The sequence below is a fragment of the Sphingomonas sp. genome, from assembly GCF_036402235.1.
Classification (GTDB): Bacteria; Pseudomonadota; Alphaproteobacteria; order Sphingomonadales; family Sphingomonadaceae; genus Sphingomonas.
This window is the reverse complement of sequence record NZ_DASWTG010000044.1, coordinates 70756-95542: the sequence shown is the minus strand read 5'-3', so window position 1 is coordinate 95542 and position 24787 is coordinate 70756. Positions and strand designations below refer to the sequence as shown.

The window sequence follows — 24787 nt, the reverse complement described above, 5'->3', positions numbered from 1 at the left end:
CGTGTTGCGGGCGCGTTGTTGGCAATGATCGTAATCGCGCCGGCGGGCGCGGCGCTCGCGCATGATGCTTCGCAGGCCGTTCCCTCGGAGCGGCGCACCTTCAACCTCAATCCCGGCTGGCGGATGACGAGGGGCGACATCCCCGGCGCCGAGCAGCCCGGATTCGACGATGCCGCGTGGCAGACGGTCACGCTGCCGCATGCCTTCAACGAGAAGCAGGCGTTCGCGCGCGATATCCGCGAGCTTTCGACCGGCATCACCTGGTATCGCAAGCGCGTCACGCTTCCGGCGGGTGAGGGGGGGCGCCGGGCGTTTCTGGAGTTCGAGGGGGTGCGCCAGGCGGCCGAAATATGGGTCAACGGCAAGCCGGTGGTGCTGTCCGAGCATGGCGCGATGGCGTTCGGCGCGGACATCACCGGCGCGCTGCGGCCGGGCGCGAATGTCATCGCGGTGCGGGTCGACAATGACTGGCGCTACAAGGAGCGCGCGACCGGCAGCGGCTTCCAGTGGAACGACCGCAACTTCAACGTCAACTATGGCGGGATCACCAGGAATGTCCGGCTGCACCTGACCGGGGCAGTCTATCAGACGCTGCCGCTCTGGTCGGCGCTGGGCACCACCGGCCAATATGTCTGGGCCGACCAGTTCGACATCGCGCGCCGCGCGGCGACGGTGCATGCCGAGAGCCAGGTGCGCAGCGCGGCGACCGCCGATCGCCGCGTCACGCTGCGCGTCGAGGTGCGCGACCGCGACGGAAAGCGCATCGCGCGCTTCGACGGGACGCCGACGGTGGTGAAGGCGGGGGAGACGCGCACTTTGTCCGCAGCGCAGCGGCTGACCGGGCTCAATTTCTGGAGCTGGGGCTATGGCTATCTCTACACCGTCACCACCAGCCTGATCGCGGACGGCAAGGCGATCGACAGCGTCGACACCGTCACGGGCTTCCGCCAGACCGGATTCGCCGACGGCATGGTCGAGCTCAATGGCCGCGTGATCCAGGTGCACGGCTATGCCCAGCGCACCTCGAACGAGTGGCCCGCGGTGGGCGTCTCGATCCCGCCCTGGATCAGCGACTTCTCCAACGCGCTGATGGTCGAGAGCGGCGGCAACCTCGTCCGCTGGATGCACATTGCGCCGTCGAAGCAGGACGTCGAATCCGCCGATCGGGTGGGGCTGATCCAGGCGATGCCGGCGGGCGACGCCGAGCATGACGTGGAGGGCCGCCGCTGGGAGCAACGCAAGGAGGTGATGCGCGACGCGATCATCTACAACCGCAACAACCCCTCGATCCTGTTCTACGAGGGCGGCAACGAGAGCATCAGCGAGGCGCATATGGCCGAGCTGAAGGCGATCCGCGACCAGTACGACCCCAAGGGCGGCCGCGCGATCGGATCGCGCGAGATGCTCGACAGTAAGACCGCCGAATATGGCGGCGAGATGCTCTACATCAACAAGAGCGGCGACATTCCGATGTGGGCGATGGAATACAGCCGCGACGAGGGCGCGCGCGCCTATCAGGACGATTTCACGCCGCCCTTCCACAAGGATTCGCCCGACTACAACCGCAACCAGGACAGCCATGCGGCCGAGGACGTGCGCCGCTGGTGGGACTATTATCGCGTGCGGCCGGGCACCGGGAAGCGCGTGAGCTCGGGCGGGGTCAACATCATCTGGTCGGACAGCAACACTCATTTCCGCGGCGACAACAACTATCGCCGCTCGGGCGAGGTCGATGCGGTGCGCCTGCCCAAGCAGGGCTTCCATGCGCACCAGGTGATGTGGAACGGCTGGGTCGATCCCGAGAAACCCGCGACGCACATCATCGGCCACTGGAACTATGCGCCGGGGACGGTGAAGGACCAGATGGTCGTCTCGAACGGCGAGCGCGTCGAGCTGTTCCTCAATGGTAAGTCGCTGGGCAAGGGTACGCGAAGCAGCAGCTTTCTGTTCACCTGGCCCAAGGTGGCATGGCAGCCGGGCACGCTGCGCGCGGTGGCGACGCACGCCGATGGCCGCACGTCGGAGTTCACGCTGGAGACGACCGGCGAGCCGACGGCGCTCAAGCTGACCCCGCGCACCGGACCGCGCGGCTTCGTGATGGACGGCGCGGACATCGCGCTGGTCGATGTCGAGGTCATCGACGCCAAGGGGCGGCGCGTGCCGACCGCTTACAACAAGGTCTCGTTCGATCTCGCCGGTCCCGCCGAATGGCGTGGCGGCATCGCGCAGGGCGATTCGACCGGCAAGGTGCGGCCCGACAAGCCGGTCGCGCAGGAATCGATCCCCGGCACCACCAGCCATCCGGGCACGGCGCGCGCCGAGGACAACTATGTCCTGTCGCGCGAGCTGCCGGTCGAGGGCGGCGTCAACCGCGTGCTGCTTCGTGCGGGGACGGCAGCGGGCGACGTCCGCGTGATCGCCAGGGCCGAGGGGCTGAAGCCGGCGGCGCTCACCATTCCCGTCGTGATGCCCAAGGCGCCGTCGGGCGGCCTCTCGCTCGATTTCCCCGAGTCGTTCCAGCAGGGATCGCTCGTGCGCGGCCCGACGCCGGCGACGCCGTCCTATCGCGTGACGCGGACGACCCATGTGCCGGTCGAGGTTATCGCAGGCGGCAACCCCGCCGAGGCCGGGCAGTCGATCGACGACAACGAGCTGTCGCGCTGGTCGAGCGACGGCAAGCCCGACACGGCGTGGATCGAGTATCGCTTCGACAAGCCGGTGACGCTGAGCGAGGTCGAATTGAAGCTCGTCGGCTGGCGCACGCGCGCCTATCCGCTGCGCTTGGTGCTCGACGGCGGGACCGTATGGGAGGGCATGAGCGACAAGAGCCTCGGCTATATCGGCATTGCCTTCGCGCCGGCGGCCGGGCGCGTGCTGCGGATCGTCCAGACCGGGCCAAGCGCGGATCGCGACGCCTTCGGGAACATCGTGGAGCTCGCGACCGCACGCCAGGCGGGCGACACCGGCGCGAACGAAGTGGCGCCGGGCTGGCGTCTGGGCATCGTCGAAGCGGATTTCCACGGCCCGGCGGCTGTATCCGCATCGGAGTGACAGCCGCTCCCGGAACGGCTATTCGCCGGCCGTGCGGTGACGCATGGCCGGCGCTGCCGCATCTTCCGCCTCCCAAATGAAAGGGGTGGCAATTGCCCTCGAGTGGTCCCATATAGTGGAACTATAGTTCAATCGCCGTCGCTATCGACGGCGGGCGGGATTTCGGCGACTAGTCTCGCCGGCAACGGAGGACGGGGCAGATATGCTCGGAGACGACAAAGAGACGGCGGCGCAGCTCAAGGGCGTGCAGACGCTGATGCGCGGGCTCGACATTCTGGATCAGGTGATCGACGGCCCGGTGAAGGTCACGGATCTCGCCCGCAATCTCGACCTCACCAAATCGACCACCCACCGGCTCGTGCAGGCGCTGCGCGCGCGCGACTATCTGTCGATCACCGCGGACGGCTATTCGCTCGGCCCGAAGCTGCTGCAGCTCGGCACGATGGCACACGAGCAGGTCGATTATGTCCGTCTCGCCCGGCCGCATATGGAGGCGCTGTCCGAGCAGACCGGCTATTGCGTGTTCATCGGCAAGCGCGAGGGCGACTGGTCGCGCCATCTTGAGCGGGTCACCGGCCGCCAGCGCCTGCGGGTCGCGACCGCGCCGGGCGATCGCCGGCTGATCGGCGAGACCGGACTGGGCAAGGCGCTGCTGCTCGACGAGGACACCGCCTCGCTGACGCGGCTGTTCTACGCCGCCAAGCCCGGCGCCACGCGCGAGCAGCTGAGCGCCTGGCTCGAGGCGATGGAAGGGCACGCAAAGCGCGGCGTCGTGCTGCACGACAGCGAAGCGGGCGATGGCGTGCGCTCGGTCGCCGCCCCGATCCGCGACGCCAAGGGCAATATCGCGATCGCGCTGAGCATCGCCGGCGCCTCGGTCTATCTGACCGATCAGGTGATCGAGAATCTGGTCGTGCCCGTGCGCAACGCCGCAGCCGAGGTGAGCCTGGTGCTGGGGCACGTCGCCCGATAGCGTGGTGACGATCGCCAGCGCGATCGGCCGCTTATCCTGAAGGCGCACGGGCGCCAGTCCGTCCGTCTCCGCACGCGTCTCACAGGCCGTATCCTGTGTGCCTCGACCTGCCCCAGGCAGGTGCGGTTGAACAATGACTGTCACATTCGCCGCCTAACGGACGCTCGACTCGCGGCGGTTCCTTGAAGCGCGGCGCTGTCGCTCAGCGGGTTCACGCTCTTCAGGGACAGTCGATGCGCGCGATCGATCGGGAACGGACGCGGTGGTTTCTCCGCAATATCCTGCCGCATGAGCAGGCGCTGCGGAGCTGGCTCGCACGCCGCCAGCCGATCGGCCTCGAGATCGACGACATCATCCAGGAAGCCTATGCGATCTTCGCCGATCTCGAGACGGTGGAAGATATCCGCTTTCCGCGCGCCTATCTGTTCCAGGTCGCGCGATCGGTGATCACCCGGCATGTGCGGCGCGCGCGCGTGGTGTCGATCCGCACCATGGACGACCTGACCGACTTCGATCCCGCCGACGACTATCCCTCGCCCGAGCGCGTCGCGATCGACCGCGATCAGCTGCGGCGGCTGGCCGAGGCGATCGGCGCGATGCCCGAGCGCACGCAGGAGGCGTTCGTGCTGCGCCGGGTCGACGGCCTTTCCCAGCGCGAGATCTCCGCGCGCATGGCGATCTCCGAAAACACCGTGGAAAAACATATCTCGCGCGGGCTTCGTTTTCTCGTCGATTGGTTTGGTCATGGCGGAAATGCTCTGGCAGAAGCCTCTAGGACCCGAGATTCGGAGATTGTTCCCGCAGATGACCGAGCAAGAATCCAGTCGGTACATTGACGCGACCGCGGCCGACTGGATTGCGCGGCTCGATCGCGGGCCGCTCTCACAAGAGGAAGAGCAGACGCTGGAAGCATGGCTGAGCGGCGACCCACGCCGCCGCGGCGCAATGCTGCGCGCCAACGCCCTGTCGGCGCTGAGCGAGTCCGCCGAAGCGCCCGATCCGCAGCCTCGCGCCGTGCCGCCGGCGCCGCCTGAGCCGCACATGCCCCCGGCGATCTCCCGGCGCAGGATGCTTGCCTGGACCGGGGCAGGGGGAATGGCGGCCGCGTCGCTGGCGGTGCTTGCGATCACCACCCGGCCCGCCGCGGCGATCACCACCGGCCTGGGCGAGGTCCGGCGCGTCACGCTCGACGACGGCTCGACGATCGTGCTCAACACCCAGAGCAGCCTGCGCGTGCGATATGGGGACAAGGTCCGCCGCGTCGAATTGCTCTACGGCGAGGCCTATTTCACGGTCGTGCCCGACGCGCGCAGGCCCTTTGTGGTCGACCTGCCCGGCCGGCCGCTACGCGCGGCGCGCGGCGCTTTCCGCGTCCGCAGGATCGAGGGGAAGCCCGTCGACATTCTTGTCGATCAAGGCGGGCTGTCGCTGGGCGAGGCTGGGACCGCAGGCGGCGTCTTCATGCCCGCCCAGACGCGTCTCAGCCTGCCGGGTTCCGTGGAGAGTCCGCTGCCGGCGCCGCAGGCGATCTCGACCGATCACATCGCGCGGGCGCTGGCCTGGCGCGACGGCAAGATCGCATTCGAAGGCGAACGGCTCGACGAGGCGGCCGCCGAGTTCGCGCGCTACAGCCGGACGCGGATCGAGATCCGCGATCCGGTGCTGGCCGGCGAACCCGTCACCGGCCTGTTCTCGGCAAGCGATCCGGTGGGGTTCAGCCATGCCATTGCGCGGGTGTTCGACGCCCAGCTCGATCAGCAGGGCAACGCCGTGATTCTCACCCGCAGAGCGCGCCAGCCGTAAATTTTTTCAGAATGGGTGGCGGCAATCGCCGGCCCAGGACTCTCAGGCTCCGAAACGCGCGGCGTTCGCCGCGAGCAACAGGGGCAAGAGCATGTTCATCCGCAATTCAATCCTGTCCGGCACGGCGATCATCGCCCTTGCCGCGGCGGTGCCCGCACAGGCGCAGGACCGCGCCTTCGACCTTCCGGCACAGCCCGCGGTCAAGGCGATCCCGGAATTCGCGCGTCAGGCCCAGATACAGATCGTCGCTTCGGCGCGCGACCTGGAGGACGTGCGCACCCCCGCGCTCAAGGGACGGATGGACGTGCGCGCGGCGCTGCGCCGCCTGATCGCCGGCACGCCGCTTCAGATCGCGAGCGACGACGGCCAGGTCGTCACGCTGCGCTCGAACCGGGCGCCCGCTTCGCCGCAGTCGGAGCGGACGACCGGGCAGGGGACGCTGGCGGGACGCGTGCTCAACACCGCGACCGGCGAATATGTGCGCAACGCCGAGATCCGCGTCGAGGGCACGGCGATCGCCGCCTATTCGGACGAGGGCGGCAATTTCCGCCTGGCGGGCGTCCCTGCGGGGCCGGCGACGGTGGTGGTGCGCTACACCGGCCTGCAGGAGGCGCGCGCGACCGCTACCGTCACGGCGGGTCAGGTCGCGACGCTGAATGTCGAGCTCAGCGCGCAATCCTTTGCGGCCGGAGGCGGCGACGAGGTGGAATCGGTGACGATCACCGCGGCACGCGGCGGCCAGGCCAGCGCCCTGATGGAGCGCCGCGCGGCGATGAATGCCAAGACGGTCGTCGCGGCCGACGACTATGGCGCGCTGACCATGAGCGATGTCGGCGAGTTCATGAAGAACATGCCGGGCCTGTCGCTCGACTATACCGAAGTGGACGCGACCGCGGTGCGCATCGGCGGGCTCGAGCCCAAATATTCGACCTTCACCACCGATGGCGCACGGATGGCGACGGCGACGTCGAACAACAATAACGGCCGCCAGAACTCGTTCGAGCAGATGTCGATCACCGGCATCGAATCGATCGAGCTCAACAACACGCTGACCGCGAGCATGGACGCGGATTCGCCCGGCGGCACCATCAACCTGCGCAGCAAATACGCGTTCCAGCGCAAGGGCCGCCAGCTGCGCTTCCAGGTCGGCGGGGTCGGCACCTCCGACTCCGCCTTCACCGCGGCCTATTTCCCCGACGACCGCAAGCATCCGCGCCTCTACCCCTCGGCGCAGATCGGCTATAACGACGTGCTGCTCGGCGGGAAGCTCGGCATCGCGTTCAACGCCAGCTACAACGCCAACTACGTCCAGCAGGACCGCATCCAGACCGACTGGTCATACCTGCCCGACGGGCGCGTGATGCCCTATCAGGTGATGTGGCGCCCCGGCCCCAAATTCACCAGCCGCACCGCGGCGAACCTGGCGCTCGACTACAAGTTCACCGACAAGCTCGCCTTCTCGCTGCGCAGCACCTACTCGTTCTACGACGTCGAGTATTTCAATCAGTACACCTTCCTGATCTTCGGCACGACCAGCCGGTCCTATGCCACGCCCGATTCGACGCCGACTCACATCGTGGTGAACCCGAGCGGGACCAACACGCGCCTGCACACGCAATATTCGCATCGCTACGCCGGCACCCCCGCCTATCTGATCGCCCCCAAGCTGGAATATCGCGGCGACACGTTCGAGGCGCTGCTGCGCGCGAGCTATTCGAGCTCGGAGTTCAACTTCCGCGACAACAGCAAGGGCTTCTTCGTCCGCACCGACAGCTATCTGACGCGGATCGGGTTCACGCTCGACCGCGCCTCGGAGGACTCGAACGCCTGGACGCTCAGCCAGACCGCCGGCCGGCCGTGGGGCGATCCGCGCAGCTTCAACCGGGACGACGATATCGGCAACAACATCCGCACATCCGAATCCGATGCGGTGAACGAGATGTACGGCGTCAATCTCGACCTCAAGAAGAAGATCGATCTGGGCGGCGTGCCGGTCACGCTGATGGCGGGCGGCCTGGTGCGCACCAATGACTGGCGCACCAACGAGGGCTCATTCGACCAGTTCCAATATGTCGGCCCGACCGGCGATCTGACCCAGCGGGTGCCCGAGGCGGTGATCCCCTGGACGCAGTTCTACAAGTTCCAGATCCACGGGTTCGACGCCGGCAACATGAACGCGCAGAACTGGCGCGCCGACAGCAACTACGCGATGTACGACATCTATCGCGAGCACCCCGAATATTTCGTGCCGGACACGCTCGGCAACCTGAAGCGCGACCTGGACAACAACAAGCGCGTCAAGGAAGACATCTACGCCGGCTATGTCGAGGTGCAGGCGCGTGCCGGGCGCGCGGCATTCGACCTTGGCCTTCGCTACGAGAAGACGAAGACGGCGGCCAGGGTCGCGAATGTGCGCACGCTGGACGAGGTTGCCGCGGCGGGATACGCGCTCAACGCGGCCGGCACCGCCGCCGCGACGCCCGAGGGGCTGCTCTACCAGTACAACAACGGTGCCTATTCGACCCGGCGCGGCGAGTATGACGACTGGTTCCTGAGCGGCGGGATCAAGTATGATTTCACCGACAAGCTGGTCGGCCAGATCGCGTTCAGCGACTCGATCCTCCGCCCCGACTATGGCAATCTCGGCGGTGTCGTCTCGGTCAACGACGACACGATGATCGTGTCGGTGCCCAACCCGCTGCTCAAGCCCGAGCATTCGACCAAATATTATGCGCGGCTGCAATATTTCCTCGAGCCGTCGGGCATCATCGCGATTTCGGGCTTCAAGCTCGACATCAAGGACATGCAGATCACCGGCATCGAGGTGAACCCGGAGGATGTCGGCTTCGATCCGAACGACTATCTCGGCTACACCTTCCGCAGCGCGCAGAATGCGCCGGGCACAAGCACGAATAATGGCCTGACGCTGGAATATGACCAGCAGCTCACCTTCCTGCCGGGCGCGCTCAAGGGGTTCGGGCTGCGCGGGTCGTTCACGCTGGTCGATCCGGACGGCGAGCGCCAGAACCTGCCCGAGCGTGCCGCGAACTGGGGCCTGCGCTACAGCCGCAGCGGCTTCGACTTCCAGCTCACCGGCAACTGGCAGTCGAGCTACCGCACCAGCGGGCTCGGCAACACGCCGACCACCGCCAATAACGGCATTCTCTACCGCGCCGCGCGCGAGCTGTGGAACGTCAGCGCCAGCTACAAGATCACGAAGAATTTCGAGGTGATGGTGGCCGGCCGCAACATCTTCAACGCGCCCGACATCGTCTATTCCAACGTACGCAGCCGGGTGCAGCAGTACAGCATCTACGGCTCGATGTGGAACCTCGGGATCAAGGGCACCTTCTAAGTCCCCCTCCTGCGGCTGCGCCGCCCGGCGCAGCCGCCTTTCTTTCAAGCTGTGATTGCGGAGGAACCCATGGTCCTGAACATCGATCGTCGTCGGCTGGTCCTTGGCGGCGGGCTCGGGCTTGGCGCGTTGCTATTGCCTGCGGGCCGCGGCCTTGCGGCGGAGCTCGCCGGCGCGCGGGGCTTCACCCACAATGTCGCGAGCGGCGAGCCGGGCACGGACTCGATGCTGCTATGGACTCGCTTCGTCCCTGCGGACGATGCCAGCATCGTGCGGCTCGACGCCGAGGTCGCGCTCGACCGCGAGTTCACCCGGAAGGTCTCGGGCGGCAGCGTGCGCACCGGGGCCTATCGCGACTGGACCGCGAAGGTCACGGTCGATGGACTCATGCCCGGCACGGTCTATTGGTATCGCTTCGTCGGGCCCGACGGCAGCAAGTCGCCGGTCGGGCGGACCAAGACGCTGCCGCAGGGCAACGCGGCGCGCTTCGGGCTTGGTGTCTTCTCCTGCTCGAACCTGCCCAACGGCTATTTCAACGCCTATGGCCATGCCGCGGCGCGCGACGATCTCGATCTGTGGCTGCACGTCGGCGACTATGTCTACGAATATGGCAACGCCTCGTACGAGGGGAAGCGGGTCGAGGGCCGCATGTTGCAGCCCGATCACGAGATGGTCGCGCTCGCCGACTATCGCCTGCGCTTCGCCTGCTACCGCGCCGATCCGGATCTGCAGCTTCTGCACCAGATGGCGCCGATGGTCGCGCTGTGGGACGATCATGAATCGACCAATGACAGTTACGAATGGGGCGCGAACAATCACCAGCCTGCCAAGGAAGGCGACTGGAACGTGCGGCGTGCCGCCGCGATGCAGGCGTATCGCGAGTGGCTTCCGGTGTCGGACGAGCCGTGGAAGGCCTATCCGATCGGATCGCTGGCGACGCTCTATCGCACCGAATCCCGCCTGCTCGCGCGGACCAGACCGGCCAATCTCGACGCCGCGTTCAAGGCGGCCAATCCGGATGCGGCGCTGAGCGCGTTCAGGGACGGCGAGTGGCAGGATCCGTCGGCGACGATGCTCGGCACCACGCAGGAAAGCTGGCTGGCGCACGCGCTCAAAGCCAATGCGCGGACCAGTGCGTGGCAGCTGATCGGCATGGCGACGATCATCGGGCGTACTGTGATGCCGCAGGCTGCGGTCGACTGGCTCAAGCCCGATGCGACCGAGCGAACCGTGGCGAGCTTCCGCAACAACATCCGCGCGGCGAAGCATGGCGTACCGATGTGGATGGACCGCTGGGACGGCTATCCCGCGGCGCGCGCGCGGCTGCTGCGCGCGGCACAGCGCGCGGATGCGGACTTGGTGATGCTGTCGGGCGACAGCCACAATGCCTGGGCCTATGCGCTGCGCGAGGATGGCAAGCCCGCGGGGGTCGAATTCGCGGGGCAGGCCGTGACCTCGGGCGGGATGGAGGGCGGCATGGCGGCCGATCCGCGTACCGTGGCGCAGGGCTTCATCGCCGCCAATCCCGAGCTCAAATGGGCGGACACCAGCCATCGCGGCTATCTGATGGTCGAGGTGACGCCGCAGCGGGTGACGGGCGAATGGCTGTTCCTCGACACGATCCGGGAGCGCTCGCTGAAGCTCGCCGGGACGCACCGCATGCAGGTCGAGCGCGGGCGGCGGGTGTTCGCGTGAACGCGGTCTCGTTGCTGCCGCTCCTGCTGCTCGGCGCGGTCCCGGCGGCCGGGCAGGGCGCGCCTGCACCTCTCCCGCGGACGCAGAATGGCGGCACCTGGGATTCGGGGCATGTGCAAGGCATCGCGGTCGATCTGCAGGGCGGCTATATCTATTATTCCTTCACCAACCTGCTCGCGAAGTACGACTTCAGCGGCAGGCTGATCGGCACGCTGACCGGCTGGACCGGGCATCTCGGCGATCTCGACTTCAACCCGGCGGACGGCAAGATCTACGGCTCGCTCGAGTACAAGAAGGACCGCGCGTTCTACATCGCGGTGATCGACGTCGCGCGGATCGATCGTGTCGGGGTCGCGGCAGCCGATGTGCTGCGCACCGTCTACCTGCCCGAGGTGGCAAGGGACTATGCTGCGGACGTCGATGGCGACGGGCGGTTTGACGGCGACGACGGCAAGTTTCGCGACGATGCCGCGGCCTCGCCCGACCACCGCTACGGCTGCTCGGGGATCGACGGGGTCGCCTTCGGCCCGGCGTTCGGGCGCAGCGACGGGCCGCGGCTGCTGACCGTGGCCTATGGCATCTATGGCAACACGACGCGGCGCGACAACGACCATCAGGTGCTGCTGCAATATGATGTGCGCGACTGGGCGCGGCTGGCGAAGCCGCTGGTCGAGGGCGCGCCCCATCGCAGCGGGCCATCGGCGGCGAACGGGAAATACTTCATCCGCACCGGCAACACGACCTATGGCGTTCAGAACCTCGCCTATGACGCGGCGTCGCGGCGCTGGTTCATGGGCGTGTACAAGGGGAAGAAGGCATCATTCCCCAACTATCTGCTGTTCGCGGTCGAGGCCGGGGCACGGCCGGTTTGGGGTGACCTGCGCGGAGTGCCCGGGCCTGACGGCAAAGGCTGGGAGCAGGGGCTGCTGCTACCGCTGGCAGAGGATGGCTTTAGCGACCCGGCTACCGGCATCCGCGGCTGGAACGCGAAGGCGGATGTCGGTCTCCAGCCGGTCGGCGGCGGGCTGTTCTATCTCGCGCGCAACGGCGGCGGCAAAGGCGCGCAGACCGCCGATCTCGCGCTCATGCGCTGGACCGGCGACGCGCGAGAACCGTTCGCTCCCGTCGACGCGGAGAAGGGCGGAAGCGGCGCTCGTGCCAGACGCTAGAGCCTTCGCAGAGCCTGGGCCGGGCGCACCGACAGCACGGGCAGCGAGCCGAGCAGCCCGATTCCGAGCGTGAGCAGCGCGCCGGCACCCAGCGTCGCGAGGATGGCGACCCAATCGGGTGCCCAGCGGAACTCGAACACGCCGGTGATCACATACCAGGCCGCCAGCGTGCCGAGCGCGAGCGCCAGCGCCGCGAGCATGAGCGCGAGCAGCGCATATTCGAGCGCCTGCGCCGCCAGGATCTGCCGCCGGGTCGCGCCCAGCGTCTTGAGGATGACGCTGTCATAGGTGCGGGCCTGCCGCGCGGCGGCGATCGCGCCGATCAGCACCGCGATCCCGGCGAGGATCGCGACCGACGCCGACAGCAGGATCGCGGTCGCCATCTGGTCCAGGATCGTGCGGACCTGGCCCAGCACCTCGCTCACCGCGATGATCGACGCCGAGGGGAAGGCGGCGAGCAGCGCGCGCGAGACCGCACCCTCGTGCCCGGGATCGATATCGACGGTCGAGGTCAGGCTGTGCGGCGCGCCGGCCAGCGTGTTGGGCGAGAAGACCAGCACATAGTTGAACCCCATCGTGTCCCAGTTGACCTGGCGAAGCGATGCGATGCGGGCCTCGATCTCGCGCCCGAGGATGCTGACCGTCAGCGTATCGCCGACGCGCAGATCGAGGATCCGCGCGGCGTCGCGGTCGAGCGAGACGAGCGGCGGGCCGTCGTAGTTCTTCGGCCACCATTGGCCGGCCGTTAGCTCGCTGCCCTGCGGCAGCGTATCGGCATAGGTGACGCCGCGCTCGCCGCGCAGGAACCAGGCGCCTTCGGGAAGCGTCGCGAGATCGGCGACGCGCTGCTTGCCATAGGCGGTGATGGTGCCGCGCAGCGAGGGGACGATGTTGAGCTTGGCCTCCGGAGCTTCGCGCTTAACCACCGCGGCGAAGCGCTCGCGCGACTCCGCGGGGATGTCGAGCACGAACTGGCTGGGCGCGCGCTCGGGCACGGCGCGGCTGATCTCCGCGTCGAGGCTGGTCTGGATCGCGGCGAGCGTGACGAACAGGGTCAGCGCCAGCCCCAGCGCGATCACCAGCGCGACCGTCTGCGCGCCGGGGCGGTGGAGGTTGGCGATCGCGAGCCGCAGCAGCGGACGGCGCGGGCGCGGCACGCGTGCGGCCAGCCGCCGGACCAGCGCGCCGATGCCGAGCAGCACCAGCAGCACCGCGGCGACCGCGCCGAGCACCGCTGCGGCGAACAGCGGCTCTCGCGCGGTGGCGAGCGCGAGCGCGACGACCAGCGCGCCGGCGACCACGACCAGCCCGACGCTGCGCCGGTCGATCCGCGCGCCCTCGACTCCGCTGCGCAGCTGCGCCGCCGCGGGGTGGGTGCGCGCGCGGGCGAGCGGCGGGAGGGCGAAGGCGAGGGCGATCAGCACGCCATAGGCCGCGCTCGTCGCGAGGGGCAGCGGATAGACGCCCATGCCGGGCGCGACCGGGAGCAGATCGCGGGCGAGGTTGACGAAGGCGACAGGCAGCAGCGCGCCGACGAGCAGCCCTGCGGCCACCGCGAGCGCCGTCGCCGCGCCGATCTGGAGCAGATAGATGCGGCTGATGTCGCCCGAGGTCGCGCCGAGGATCTTGAGCGTGGCGATGCTGCCGCGCTTCTGCGCGAGATAGGAGGCGACGCCGTTGCTGACGCCGATCCCGGCGATCACCAGCGCGGCAAGCCCGATCAGCGACAGGAACTGCCCCATCCGCTCGAAGAAGCGCACCGCGCCCGGCGCTGCGCGGTCGCGATCCTTATACTCCCAGCCGGCAGCCGGGAATCGCGCCTTGAGGCGGTCGGTGGCTTCCTGTGGCGTGATGCCGGGCGACAGGCGGATGCGGTACTTGGTCTCGTACAGCGCGCCGGGCTGGAGCAACCCGGTGCGCGCCAGCCCGGCGAGCGAGACGATCGCCACCGGGCCGAGCGTGAAGCCTTCGCCGACGCGGTCAGGCTCGTCGGCGATGATGCCGGCGACGCGGAACTCGGCCTCGCCATAGCGGATACGGTCGCCGGGGTTGAGCAGCAGCCGTTCGGCGAGCGGACGGCCGATCAGCGCGGCATCCGCTGTGAGCGGCGCATAGCGTCCAGCGGCGAGCATCAGGCTGCCATAGAGCGGATAGCGCGTGTCGACACCCTTGAGCTCGGTCAGCACCGCATCGGGCGCGCCCGGGGCGGGCGCCGCGCGGCGCGCCATTGCGCGGGTGCGGATCGTGTCGCTCACCGCTCCCAGCTGGGCGAGTGCGGCATACTCGGCGGCCGAGGCCTGGCGCTGCGTCATCGCCACCTCGACATCGCCGCCGAGCAGCACGCGGCCGCGCGACGACAGCTCGGCCGTGATCGACGCGGTCAGGCTGCCGATCGTGGCGAGCGTCGCGACGCCGAGGAACAGGCACACCAGCAGCAGCCGAAGCCCGCGAAACCCGGCATGCAGATCGCGCCGCGCGATCCGCCAGCTCGCGCGCCAGCCCAGCGCGCCCCTTTGCCCGGCGCTCAAGCGGCGCTGTCCGCGACGATCAGGCCGTCGCGCATCGTCAGCACGCGATCGCAGCGCCCGGCCAGAGCCGGATCATGGGTGATGATCAGCAAGGTCGCCTCCGCGGCGCGCTGGCGTTCGAACAGCAGGTCGACGATCGCGCCGCTGGTGGCGCCGTCGAGGTTTCCGGTGGGCTCGTCGGCGAACAGGATCTCGGGTCGCCCCGCCACTGCGCGGGCGATGGCGACGCGCTGCTGCTCGCCGCCCGAAAGCTGCACCGGATAATGCGTCAGCCGATGGCCGAGCCCGACCGCCTCGAGCTCCGCGCCGGCGCGCGCGAAGGCGTCCGTCGCGCCCGCCAGCTCGAGCGGCACGGCGACATTCTCATGCGCGGTCATCGTCGGAAGCAGATGGAACGCCTGGAGCACGATGCCGACGCGGCCGCGGCGCGCGCGCGCCAGCCCGTCCTCGTCGAGGTCGCTATATGCGACGCCGGCGACGCTCACCTCGCCGCCGCTCGCCCGCTCGAGTCCCGAAAGGATCGCCATCAGCGACGACTTGCCCGAACCCGACGGGCCCAGGATCGCGACGCTGCAACCACGCACGATATCGACATCGATCCCCTTGAGAATTTCGGTCGGCGCCTCGCGCGTGCCGAGGGTCAGGGTGACATTGCGTGCGCGGATTGCGATATCCGCCGCCGGATCGATCGACATATGTGGAGATGACACCCTTGCCCAACAGACTTGCCCCATATGCGGGCGCACTGCTGCTGCTCCAAGGGCTGACGGCATGTTCGAGCGAGAATAATTCCGCCAACCAAACGATCGCCGAGGCACCCCTGGCGCAGGCGAACGCCTCGGCCTCCGCCGAGGCCGCCGATAGCCGGCTGGTCGTCGCGTTCGGCGACAGCCTCTATGCGGGCTATGGCGTGCTCCCGCAGGAGAGCTTTCCGGCGCGGCTGGAAAAGGCGCTCGTGGCGCGCGGGGTCGCAGCGAGGGTGCGCAATGCCGGCGTCTCGGGCGATACCAGCTCGGCCGGGCTGCGCCGCCTGGCGTTCACGCTCGACGGGCTGGATCGCAAGCCCGATCTCGTCATGGTCAATCTGGGCGGCAACGACATGCTGCGCGGGATCGATCCCGGAGAAACGCGCGCCAATCTCACCGCGATCTGCGAGGAGCTGAAGCGCCGCGGGATCCCGATCCTGCTCACGGGCATGATCGCGGCGCCCAATATGGGGCGCGACTATGCGGAGCGGTTCAACCCGATCTATCCCGAGCTGGCGAAGCGCTATGACGCGGCGCTCTACCCCTTCTTCCTCGACGGGGTGGTGACCGACCAGAAGCTGATGCTGCCCGATCGCATCCATCCCAACCCGGCCGGCATCGATGCGATCGTGGCGAAGGTCGCGCCGCTGGTGGCCGGATCGCTCGATTCCGACTGATTTGCCAACACTGCCTGTTCCCACGAAAGGTCGATCCATGACTTCTCTCGTTTCACTCGCCGTCCTCCTCGCCGCCGGCGCTGCCCCAGCCGCGGAGCCGCAGGGGGACAAGGCGGTCGCGGCGACGCTGGCGAGCGCATCCTATCGCGCCGCCGCCGCCCAGCTCGATCGCGAGCATGACCGGATCGTCGCGGAGATCGTCAAGCTGACCGAGATCCCGGCGCCGCCGTTCAAGGAGGGCAAGCGCGCCGCCGCCTATCGCGACATGCTCGCCGAGGCAGGCCTGACCGATGTCGAGATCGATGCCGAGGGCAATGCGATGGGCCTCTATCGCGGCACCGGCCCGGCCGGCGGCCCCGTCATCGTGCTTGCCGCGCATCTCGACACGGTGTTCCCGGAGGAAACCAATGTAAAGGTGCGGCGGGAGGGCACGCGGCTCTATGCCCCCGGCATCGGCGACGATACCCGCAGCCTCGCCGTCCTCCTCGCCTATGCCCGCGCGATGAAAGGCAATGCGATCAAGACCAAATACGACGTGCTGTTCGTCGGCAATGTCGGCGAGGAGGGGCCGGGGGACCTGCGCGGGGTCCGCTATCTCTTCACCAAGGGGAAGTACAAGGATCGCGTGCGGGCGTTCATGTCGATGGACGGCACCAATCCCGAGCGCATCGTCACCGGCGGGGTCGGCTCGAAGCGGTATCGCGTTACCTACAAGGGGCCGGGCGGCCACAGCTATGGCGCGTTCGGGCTGGTCAACCCGATGGTCGCGGCGGGCCGCACCGTGACCGAATTCTACACCATCCCGGTCCCCAGGAAGCCCAAGACGACCTATGCCGCCAGCGTCACCGGCGGCGGCACCTCGGTCAACTCGATCCCGAACGAGATCTTCGTCGAGTTCGACATGCGCTCGGAGGACCCGGCCGAGCTTGCCAAGGTCGAGGCGCGGTTCAAGACGATCGTGCAGGCCAGCGTCGAGGCCGAGAATGCCGCGCGCAGCACCCGGGAAGGCAAGATCGCCGCCGATCTCAAGCTGATCGGCGACCGGCCGGCGGGCAGCACGCCCGACAGCGCGGAGATCGTGCGGATCGCGACCGCGGTGATCACCGCCAAGGGCATGAAGCCCAGCCCGTCCTTCTCCTCGACCGATTCCAATCTGCCGATGAGCCTCGGCATCCCGGCGATCACGATCGGCTCGGGCGGGAAGGGCGATCGCGCCCATTCGCTCGACGAGTGGATCGACGTCGAGAAGGGCGCGAGCGTGCAGGGCATGTCCGTCGGCCTCGGCATCCTTCTGGCGGCGGCCGGCGCCAGGTGAGCGTGCGCATGTCCCGCGCCGCACGGCCGCTCCGCTGATAGAAGCTAGGCCCCGGCCGCCGCGTCGCCGGCATGGATCAGCGCGGCGGGAAAGCTGAGCGTGAAGACAGCGCCTCCATCCGGCGCATTGCCGGCGCGCACTCCGATTCCCATCGCGTCGGCAAACCCCTTGACGATCGCCAGGCCGAGGCCGCTGCCGCCCTGGCGATCGCTGCCGCGGCCCTGCGCAAAGGTCTCGAAGACGCGCGCTTCCATCCCCGGCTCCAGCCCTGGACCCTGATCGCGGATCGCGAGCAGCACCGCATCGGGCGTGCGCGATCCTTCGATCGTGATGCGTCCGCTCTCGCCGCCATGCTGCGCGGCATTGGCGAGCAGGTTGATGAGGATGTGGTGCAAAAGCGTCGGATCGGCGGTGACGAAGGGAAGGTTGGCGGGGACCTTCAAGTCGATGTGACGGCCGCGGAACAGATCCTTGAGATCGTGCACGGCGCTGCCGACCGCGTCGGTGAGGTCGATCGGCTCGGGGGCGAGCTGGAGCGCGCCCGAGTCAATGCGGACCATGTCGAGAAGATTGTCGAGGAAGCGGCGCAGCCGCGCGACCTCCATCCGCGCGACGGGCAGGGCGGGGGAATCGGACTGCTCGACGCCGAGCCCCTCGATCGCGGTGGCGACCGACGTGAGCGGGGTACGCAGATCGTGCCCGATCGAGGAGAGCAATGCGGCGCGCAGCCGGTCGCGCTCCTTGAGCACCGAGACCTCGCGCACCTCGCTCTCGAGCTTCAGGCGCTCGTGCGCGAGCGCGGCCTGGCCGAGCAGGGTGGAGAGCAGGACCGCGCGATCGGCGGTGACCGGCTCGCGCCCGTCGTCGCGCGACAGCCCGACCACCGCGAGCACGCCGAGCGCGGTCCGGAGCGGGTGGAACTGCCAGTCGGCGGCGTTGAGCGTACCGGTGCCCGCGCCCGCGGGCTCGCCGCGCTTCATCGTCCACTCGGCCGCGGCCTGGTTGACCGGGTTGAGGGCGGCGGTGTCCGGCGAGGCGCCTGCAGGCACCAGCTCGCTGCCCTCTTCGCGGAGCAGGATGACGTTGACCTCGAGCAGACGCGCCATCTCCTCGCAGACGAGCTGGCTGGTCGTCTGCCAGTCCGACACCCGCGCCAGCGTCTGGCCGAAGGCAGCGACGGCGGCATTCTCCTGCGCGCTGCGGGCGCCCAGCGTCGCGCGCGCCTTCAATCGCCCGGCGAGGTTCGCGGTGAAGGCCGCGATGGCGATCAGCACGAACATCGTCAGCAGGCTCTGCGGATCGGTGATCGTGAAGCTGTGCACCGGCGGCAGGAAGAAGAAGTTGTAGGCCAGTGCCGAGGCGACGCCGGTGAGCAGGCCGGGGCGCAAACCATAGCGGCCCGAAGCGAGGATCACCGGGAGCAGATAAATGAGATCGACGCCGCCGAGCCCGATCAGCGGCTCGGCGAGCTTGCCGAGCAATGTGGCCCCGGCGATCAGCGCGGCGATGGCGGCATATTCGGAAGGGCTGCCCCAGCGGCCGGGCAGGCGCGGCGCGCGCGATGCGCTTTCCCCCGACACAGCCGCCGGGATGACGTGGACCGCAAGCCCGTCGCCCACGCGCAGCATCGTGTTGACGACCGATCCGTGGCGCAGCTCGAACCACCAGCTGCGCACCGACTTGCCGATCACCAGCTGGGTGACGCGCGACATGCGGATATGCTCGCTCAACCCTTCGATCACCGTTTCGGCAGGGACGGTCGCGATCGTCGCGCCGAGGCTGGCGGCGAGGCGCAGCGTATCGGCGATGCGGCGCTTCTGGCCCTCGTCGAACCCTTCCGCGCGCGCGGTGCGGACATAGACGGCCTGCCATGGCGCGCGCAGCGCATCGGCAAGGCGCTTGGCCGCGCGGACCAGCGCGTCGGAGCCGGGCAGCTCGCTCACCGCGACCAGCACGCGCTCGCCGCCCGCGAAGGTGCCGGGCACGGCGCCGGCATCGAGCTCGTCGAGCAGCGCGCGATCGACGCTGAGCGCGGCGCGGCGCAGCGCCATCTCGCGCAGGGCCGACAAATTGGGCTTGGAGAAGAAATGGCCGAGCGCGCGCGTCGCCTCGTCCGGGATATAGACCTTGCCCTGCTTCAGCCGCTCGATCAGCTCGTCGGGGGGCAGGTCGACCACCTCGATCTCGGCACCCTCGAACACGCTGTCGGGCACCGTCTCGCGCACGCGCACGCGGGTGAAGCTCGCGACGACGTCGTTGAGGCTTTCGACATGCTGGATGTTGAGCGTGGTGTAGACGTCGATCCCGGCGTCGAGCAGCTCCTGCACGTCCTGCCAGCGCTTGGGATGGCGGCTGCCTTCGACATTGGTATGCGCGAATTCGTCGACCAGCGCGAGCGCGGGGCGGCGGGCTAGGATCGCATCCAGATCCATCTCCGGCAGCTTGTGGCCCTGATACTCGATCGTCCGGCGCGGGATGACCTCGAACGGATCGATCAGCGCCGCCGTCTCGGCGCGGCCATGCGTCTCGACCACGCCGATCACGACGTCGGTGTCCGCCTTCAGCCGCTCGGCGCCCTCTCGCAGCATCTCGAACGTCTTGCCGACGCCGGGCGCGGCACCGAGGAAGATCTTAAGCTTGCCGCGTTCCTCGCGCTGCGCAGCGCGGAGAAGCGCGTCGGGGGAGGGGCGGGCAGGTTCGCTCATCGTCGGTATCAGGATCTCCGTTCGTCCTGAGCTTGTCGAAGGGCTGTCTTTCTTTTTCTCGCACAGGTGGAAGAAGAACGGGGCTTCGACAAGCTCAGCCCGAACGGCGTTGGTGAAGCTGGTGCGAAAGTCCAGCCCCCATCGCGATCCTTATGCTTTCTTAATGCCCCACAGCGGCTTTCGCCGTCGAACCTTAACGGCATGCGCGCCTAATTGAGCCTCCGAAACCATTCGGAGTCTGCCCCATGCAGGACGTGATCTGGCTCGCCGCGCTCGGCGGGCTGTTCCTCGTGACGCTCGCCTATCTCCGCCTCTGCGACGAGGCGTGAGATGAGCATTCACCTGACGCTCGCCGGGCTCACCGCGCTCGGCCTCCTCCTCTATCTTCTCGCCGTGCTCGTGCGGCCCGAGAAGTTCTGAAAGCAACGACATGACCATCCAGGGCTGGGGGCTGATCCTCGTCTTCACCGCCATCCTCGTCGCGCTCGCAAAGCCGGTGGGGATGTGGCTGTTCGCACTCTATGAAGGCCGCCGCACGCCGCTGCACGCGGTGCTGGGGCCGGTCGAGCGCGGCTTCTACAAGCTCGCCGGAGTGGACCCGGCCGCAGAGCAGGGCTGGCGGCGCTACGCTGTCCATATGCTGCTGTTCCAGATCGCGACCGCGCTGTTCACCTATGCGATCCTGCGGCTGCAGGGCGTGCTGCCGATGAACCCGCGCGGGTTCGCCGGGATCGGCGCCGACGGCGCGTTCAACACGACGATCAGCTTCGTCGCGAACACCAACTGGCAATGGTATTCGGGCGAGGTCGCGATGAGCAACCTCAGCCAGATGCTGGGCCTTGCGATCCACAACTTCCTCTCGGCCGCCACCGGCATCGCCATCGCCTTCGCGATCTTCCGCGGCTTTGCGCGGCGCGAGACCGGGACGGTCGGCAATTTCTGGGCCGATCTCACCCGCGTGACGCTCTATCTGCTGCTGCCGCTGTGCATCGTCTATGCGGTGTTCCTGATCGCCAGCGGCGTGCCGCAGACCTTCGCCAGCATGATCGACGCGACCACGATCGAGGGCGGGAAACAGTCGATTGCGCTCGGGCCGGTCGCTTCGCAGGAAGCGATCAAGATGCTCGGCACCAACGGCGGCGGCTTCTTCAACGCCAATAGCGCGCATCCGTTCGAGAATCCGACCGCGCTCACCAACCTCGTCCAGATGCTGTCGATCTTCGTGATCGGCGCGGGCCTCACCTGGACCTTCGGCAAGGCGGTGGGCAACTCGCGCCAGGGCTGGGCGATCCTCGCCGCGATGCTGGTGCTGTTCCTCGCCGGTGTCGGCGTCACCTATTGGGCCGAGGCCGCCGGCAACCCCAACCTGCACGCGCTGGGCGCGATGGGGGGCAATATGGAGGGCAAGGAAATCCGCTTCGGCATCGCCGCGAGCGCGCTCTTCTCGGTCGTCACCACCGCGGCGTCGTGCGGCGCGGTCAACGCGATGCACGACAGCTTCACCGCGCTCGGCGGGATGATCCCGCTGTTCAACATGCAACTGGGCGAGATCGTCATCGGCGGCGTCGGCGCTGGCATCTACGGCTTCCTGCTCTTCGCCATCCTGGCAGTGTTCGTCGCCGGCCTGATGGTGGGCCGCACGCCCGAATATGTCGGCAAGAAGATCGAAAGCCGTGAGGTCAAGCTCGCCGTGCTGGCGATCGCCATCGTGCCGCTATGCGTGCTCGGCTTCACCGCGCTCTCGGCGGTCCTCCCTGCCGGCCTGGCGGGGCCGCTCAACAAGGGCCCGCACGGGTTCAGCGAGATCCTCTACGCCTATAGCTCGGCGACGGGGAATAACGGTTCCGCCTTTGCCGGGCTGACAGCGGGCACGCCCTTCTACAACGGCCTGCTCGGCGTCGCGATGTGGCTGGGACGGTTCTTCATGATCGTGCCGGTGCTGGCCATCGCCGGCAGTCTTGCCGCCAAGAAATATACGCCGGCGACCGCGGGGTCGTTCCCGACCACCGGGCCGCTCTGGGTGGGCCTCCTCGTCGGGATCATCCTGATCGTCGGCGGCCTGACCTTCCTTCCCAGCCTCGCGCTCGGCCCGATCGCGGATCATCTCGCGATGATCGACGGCCAGCTCTTCTGAGGACGCATCCCATGACGACCAAGACGATGTTCTCGGGCGAGCTGATCCTTCCGGCGATCGGCGACGCCTTCAAGAAACTGAACCCACGGGAGCTGATCAGGAACCCCGTGCTGTTCACTACCGCGGTGGTGGCGCTGCTGCTGACCGTGCTGCTCGCGCTGGGCGGCGAGAAGCTCTCGATCCCGTTCCAGGCGCAGCTCATCGTGTGGCTGTGGCTGACCGTGCTGTTCGGCACCTTTGCCGAGGCGCTGGCCGAGGGCCGCGGCCGCGCGCAGGCCGCCTCGCTCCGCGCCACCAAGTCCGAGCTTCAGGCCAAGCGCCTGATCGGCACCGGCGACGCCTGGGAACTGGTCGGCGCCGCGCGGCTCGAGCGCGGCGAGGTGGTGCTGGTCGAGACCGGCGACCTGATCCCCGCCGATGGCGAGGTGATCGAGGGCGTTGCCAGCGTCAACGAAGCCGCGATCACCGGCGAAAGCGCGCCGGTGATCCGCGAGGCGGGCGGCGACCGCTCCGCCGTCACCGCGGGCACGCGCGTCATCTCCGACCGGATCAAGGTGCGCGTGACGCAGGAGCCGGGGCAGGGCTTCCTCGACCGCATGATCGCGCTGGTTGAGGGCGCCGAGCGGCAGAAAACGCCGAACGAGATCGCGCTGACGATCCTGTTGGTGGGCTTGACGATCATCTTCCTGATCGCGGTTGCGACGATCCCCGGCTTCGCCAGCTATGCCGGCGGCAGCATCCCGGTCGCGATCCTGGCCGCTTTGCTCATCACCCTCATCCCGACGACCATCGCCGCGCTGCTGTCGGCGATCGGCATTGCGGGCATGGACCGGCTGGTGCGCTTCAACGTGCTCGCCAAGTCGGGCCGCGCGGTCGAGGCGGCGGGCGATGTCGACGTGCTGCTGCTCGACAAGACCGGCACGATCACGATCGGCGACCGGCAGGCGAGCGAGTTCCGTCACCTCGTCGGCATTCAGGTCGACGACCTTGCCCGCGCCGCGCTGCTCGCCAGCCTCGCCGACGAGACGCCCGAGGGCCGCTCGATCGTGACGCTGGCGCGCGAGAAATATGGGGTGTCGGTGCCGAGCCTGCCGGCAGGTGCCGAGGTGATCCCCTTCACCGCGCAGACCCGGATATCGGGCGTGCGCGTCGAGGGCACGCTGATCCAGAAGGGGGCGGTGGATTCGGTGCTGCGCGCCAATCCGGGGCTGGGCGACACGCCCGCCGCCGCGGAGCTGCGCAAGCTGACCGACGAGATCGCGCGCGCCGGCATGACCCCGCTCGCGGTGGCCAAGGACGGGCGGCTGCTCGGCGCGGTCGCGCTCAAGGACGTGGTCAAGGCCGGGGTGCGCGAGCGTTTCGCCGAACTGCGCCGCATGGGCATCCGCACGGTGATGATCACCGGCGATAATCCGCTCACCGCCGCCGCGATCGCGGCCGAGGCTGGCGTCGACGACTTCCTCGCCGAGGCGACGCCCGAGGACAAGCTGGCGCTGATCCGCAAGGAGCAGGCGGGCGGTAAGCTCGTCGCGATGTGCGGCGACGGCACCAACGACGCGCCTGCGCTCGCGCAGAGCGACGTCGGCGTGGCGATGAACACCGGCACGCAGGCGGCGCGCGAGGCGGGCAATATGGTCGATCTCGACAGCGATCCGACCAAGCTGATCGAGATCGTCGGCCTCGGCAAGCAGCTGCTGATGACGCGCGGGGCGCTGACGACCTTCTCGGTCGCCAACGATGTCGCGAAGTATTTCGCGATCATCCCGGCGATGTTCGTCGCGCTCTATCCCGGCCTCGGCGTGCTCAACGTGATGGGGCTGTCGAGCCCGGAGAGCGCGATCCTGTCCGCGATCATCTTCAACGCGCTGATCATCCCGTGCCTGGTGCCGCTGGCGCTCAAGGGCGTGACCTACAAGCCGATGAGCGCGGGGCCGCTGCTGGCGCGCAACCTCTCGATCTACGGCCTGGGCGGCCTGGTCGCGCCGTTCATCGGGATCAAGCTGATCGACCTCGCCGTGAACGGCCTCAACCTCGCCTGAGGAATTCAAGATGCTTACCGACCTCAAATCCGCTCTTCGCCCCGCGATCGTGCTGACTCTGCTGTTCGCGGCGCTGCTCGGGCTCGCTTACCCGGCGCTGCTCACTGGCATCGGCCAGGCGATCTTTCCGCACCAGGCCAATGGCAGCCTGATCCGCGAGGGGGATCGCGTGATCGGCTCGGAGCTGCTCGGCCAGAAATTCACCGGCGAGCGCTATTTCCACGGCCGCCCGTCCGCTGCCGGCAGCAACGGCTACGACGCCGCCGCCTCGGCCGGCTCCAATTTCGGCCCGACATCGCAAGCGCTGATCGATCGCGTGAAAGGCGATGTCGAGGAGATCCGCGACGCGCCAGGTGCAACGGTCCCAACCGATCTGGTGACGGCCTCCGCCTCGGGGCTCGACCCCCATATCAGTCCCGAGGCGGCTCTTTTCCAGGTGGATCGCGTCGCCAGGGCGCGCGCGATCGCTCCGGAGAAATTGCGGGCGCTGGTGGCGGAGCACACTGAAACACCGTTGCTCGACTTCCTCGGTGAGCCGCGGGTGAATGTCCTCGCGCTCAACCTCGCCCTCGACCGGATGCCTTCGCGGCGGTAAGT

At 68.3% G+C, this 24787-nt stretch carries 16 protein-coding genes; 13 read left to right on the top strand and 3 right to left on the bottom strand.

Annotated elements, in window-relative coordinates; genetic code table 11:
* Positions 1 to 24: 24 nt before the first annotated feature.
* The 7 genes from VGD28_RS09145 (at position 25) to VGD28_RS09115 (ending at position 12046) form a co-directional block, all read left to right on the top strand.
* On the top strand, positions 25 to 3051 hold the full coding sequence (locus VGD28_RS09145; protein WP_331028047.1) for a glycoside hydrolase family 2 protein: 3027 nt from the start codon (positions 25 to 27) through the stop codon (positions 3049 to 3051).
* 202 nt (positions 3052 to 3253) lie between these two features.
* Positions 3254 to 4024, top strand: a complete 771-nt coding sequence (locus VGD28_RS09140; protein ID WP_331028028.1) for an IclR family transcriptional regulator — start codon at positions 3254 to 3256, stop codon at positions 4022 to 4024.
* A gap of 233 nt (positions 4025 to 4257) precedes the next feature.
* Positions 4258 to 4860: an RNA polymerase sigma factor gene (locus VGD28_RS09135; RefSeq protein ID WP_331028027.1), complete on the top strand. Its 603-nt coding sequence runs from the start codon at positions 4258 to 4260 to the stop codon at positions 4858 to 4860.
* Complete coding sequence (locus tag VGD28_RS09130) at positions 4829 to 5827, top strand: FecR family protein (protein WP_331028026.1); 999 nt, start codon at positions 4829 to 4831, stop codon at positions 5825 to 5827. Before VGD28_RS09135 ends, VGD28_RS09130 begins: the two co-directional genes overlap by 32 nt.
* 91 nt (positions 5828 to 5918) lie before the next feature.
* Positions 5919 to 9182, top strand: a complete 3264-nt coding sequence (locus VGD28_RS09125) for a TonB-dependent receptor (RefSeq protein WP_331028025.1) — start codon at positions 5919 to 5921, stop codon at positions 9180 to 9182.
* Between the two features lie 69 nt (positions 9183 to 9251).
* A complete protein-coding gene (locus VGD28_RS09120; RefSeq protein ID WP_331028024.1) occupies positions 9252 to 10877 on the top strand; it encodes an alkaline phosphatase D family protein in 1626 nt (541 codons plus the stop codon).
* Positions 10874 to 12046, top strand: a complete 1173-nt coding sequence (locus VGD28_RS09115) for a hypothetical protein (RefSeq protein WP_331028023.1) — start codon at positions 10874 to 10876, stop codon at positions 12044 to 12046. Before VGD28_RS09120 ends, VGD28_RS09115 begins: the two co-directional genes overlap by 4 nt.
* Here the strand turns inward: VGD28_RS09115 and VGD28_RS09110 are convergent.
* Positions 12043 to 14574 (bottom strand): ABC transporter permease, encoded by a 2532-nt coding sequence (locus VGD28_RS09110; RefSeq protein WP_331028022.1) that lies wholly within the window; start codon positions 14572 to 14574, stop codon positions 12043 to 12045. The genes VGD28_RS09115 and VGD28_RS09110 overlap by 4 nt on opposite strands.
* On the bottom strand, positions 14571 to 15269 hold the full coding sequence (locus VGD28_RS09105) for an ABC transporter ATP-binding protein (protein ID WP_331028021.1): 699 nt from the start codon (positions 15267 to 15269) through the stop codon (positions 14571 to 14573). The genes VGD28_RS09110 and VGD28_RS09105 overlap by 4 nt, the downstream gene beginning before the upstream one ends.
* A gap of 8 nt (positions 15270 to 15277) precedes the next feature.
* On the opposite strand from VGD28_RS09105, the gene VGD28_RS09100 reads away from it, so the two are divergent.
* Entirely contained in the window at positions 15278 to 15997 is a 720-nt protein-coding gene (locus VGD28_RS09100) for an arylesterase (protein WP_331028046.1), read from the top strand.
* Positions 15998 to 16034: 37 nt separating this feature from the next.
* Positions 16035 to 17312 carry a M20/M25/M40 family metallo-hydrolase gene (locus VGD28_RS09095; RefSeq protein ID WP_331028020.1) on the top strand — a complete coding sequence of 426 codons (1278 nt, stop codon included), beginning with the start codon at positions 16035 to 16037 and terminating at the stop codon, positions 17310 to 17312.
* Positions 17313 to 17356: 44 nt separating this feature from the next.
* Here the strand turns inward: VGD28_RS09095 and VGD28_RS09090 are convergent, their stop codons facing one another.
* Positions 17357 to 20017: a sensor histidine kinase KdpD gene (locus tag VGD28_RS09090; protein ID WP_331028019.1), complete on the bottom strand. Its 2661-nt coding sequence runs from the start codon at positions 20015 to 20017 to the stop codon at positions 17357 to 17359.
* A gap of 330 nt (positions 20018 to 20347) precedes the next feature.
* Between VGD28_RS09090 and VGD28_RS09085 the strand changes: the two genes are divergently transcribed.
* Genes VGD28_RS09085 through kdpC form a run of 4 tightly spaced genes read left to right on the top strand, consistent with a single transcriptional unit; the run spans position 20348 to position 24785 of the window.
* Complete coding sequence (locus VGD28_RS09085) at positions 20348 to 20437, top strand: potassium-transporting ATPase subunit F (protein WP_331028018.1); 90 nt, start codon at positions 20348 to 20350, stop codon at positions 20435 to 20437.
* A 10-nt stretch (positions 20438 to 20447) separates the two neighbouring features.
* Positions 20448 to 22151 carry a potassium-transporting ATPase subunit KdpA gene (gene kdpA, locus VGD28_RS09080; protein WP_331028017.1) on the top strand — a complete coding sequence of 568 codons (1704 nt, stop codon included), beginning with the start codon at positions 20448 to 20450 and terminating at the stop codon, positions 22149 to 22151.
* An 11-nt stretch (positions 22152 to 22162) separates the two neighbouring features.
* Positions 22163 to 24190, top strand: a complete 2028-nt coding sequence (kdpB, locus tag VGD28_RS09075) for a potassium-transporting ATPase subunit KdpB (protein ID WP_331028016.1) — start codon at positions 22163 to 22165, stop codon at positions 24188 to 24190.
* Positions 24191 to 24200: 10 nt separating this feature from the next.
* The gene (gene kdpC / locus VGD28_RS09070; protein WP_331028015.1) at positions 24201 to 24785 is read left to right on the top strand and encodes a potassium-transporting ATPase subunit KdpC; all 585 of its coding nucleotides are present in this window, start codon (positions 24201 to 24203) and stop codon (positions 24783 to 24785) included.
* The last annotated feature ends 2 nt before the right edge of the window (positions 24786 to 24787 follow it).

Coding starts and splice junctions, on each gene's coding strand:
- VGD28_RS09095 (WP_331028020.1), top strand. CDS start 16,035: ATGACTTCTCTCGTTTCACTCGCCGTCCTCCTCGCCGCCGGCGCTGCC.
- kdpB (WP_331028016.1), top strand. CDS start 22,163: ATGACGACCAAGACGATGTTCTCGGGCGAGCTGATCCTTCCGGCGATC.
- VGD28_RS09085 (WP_331028018.1), top strand. CDS start 20,348: ATGAGCATTCACCTGACGCTCGCCGGGCTCACCGCGCTCGGCCTCCTC.
- VGD28_RS09130 (WP_331028026.1), top strand. CDS start 4,829: ATGACCGAGCAAGAATCCAGTCGGTACATTGACGCGACCGCGGCCGAC.
- VGD28_RS09145 (WP_331028047.1), top strand. CDS start 25: ATGATCGTAATCGCGCCGGCGGGCGCGGCGCTCGCGCATGATGCTTCG.
- kdpA (WP_331028017.1), top strand. CDS start 20,448: ATGACCATCCAGGGCTGGGGGCTGATCCTCGTCTTCACCGCCATCCTC.
- VGD28_RS09125 (WP_331028025.1), top strand. CDS start 5,919: ATGTTCATCCGCAATTCAATCCTGTCCGGCACGGCGATCATCGCCCTT.
- VGD28_RS09135 (WP_331028027.1), top strand. CDS start 4,258: ATGCGCGCGATCGATCGGGAACGGACGCGGTGGTTTCTCCGCAATATC.
- VGD28_RS09100 (WP_331028046.1), top strand. CDS start 15,278: ATGACACCCTTGCCCAACAGACTTGCCCCATATGCGGGCGCACTGCTG.
- VGD28_RS09090 (WP_331028019.1), bottom strand. CDS start 20,017: ATGAGCGAACCTGCCCGCCCCTCCCCCGACGCGCTTCTCCGCGCTGCG.
- VGD28_RS09140 (WP_331028028.1), top strand. CDS start 3,254: ATGCTCGGAGACGACAAAGAGACGGCGGCGCAGCTCAAGGGCGTGCAG.
- VGD28_RS09120 (WP_331028024.1), top strand. CDS start 9,252: ATGGTCCTGAACATCGATCGTCGTCGGCTGGTCCTTGGCGGCGGGCTC.
- kdpC (WP_331028015.1), top strand. CDS start 24,201: ATGCTTACCGACCTCAAATCCGCTCTTCGCCCCGCGATCGTGCTGACT.
- VGD28_RS09105 (WP_331028021.1), bottom strand. CDS start 15,269: ATGTCGATCGATCCGGCGGCGGATATCGCAATCCGCGCACGCAATGTC.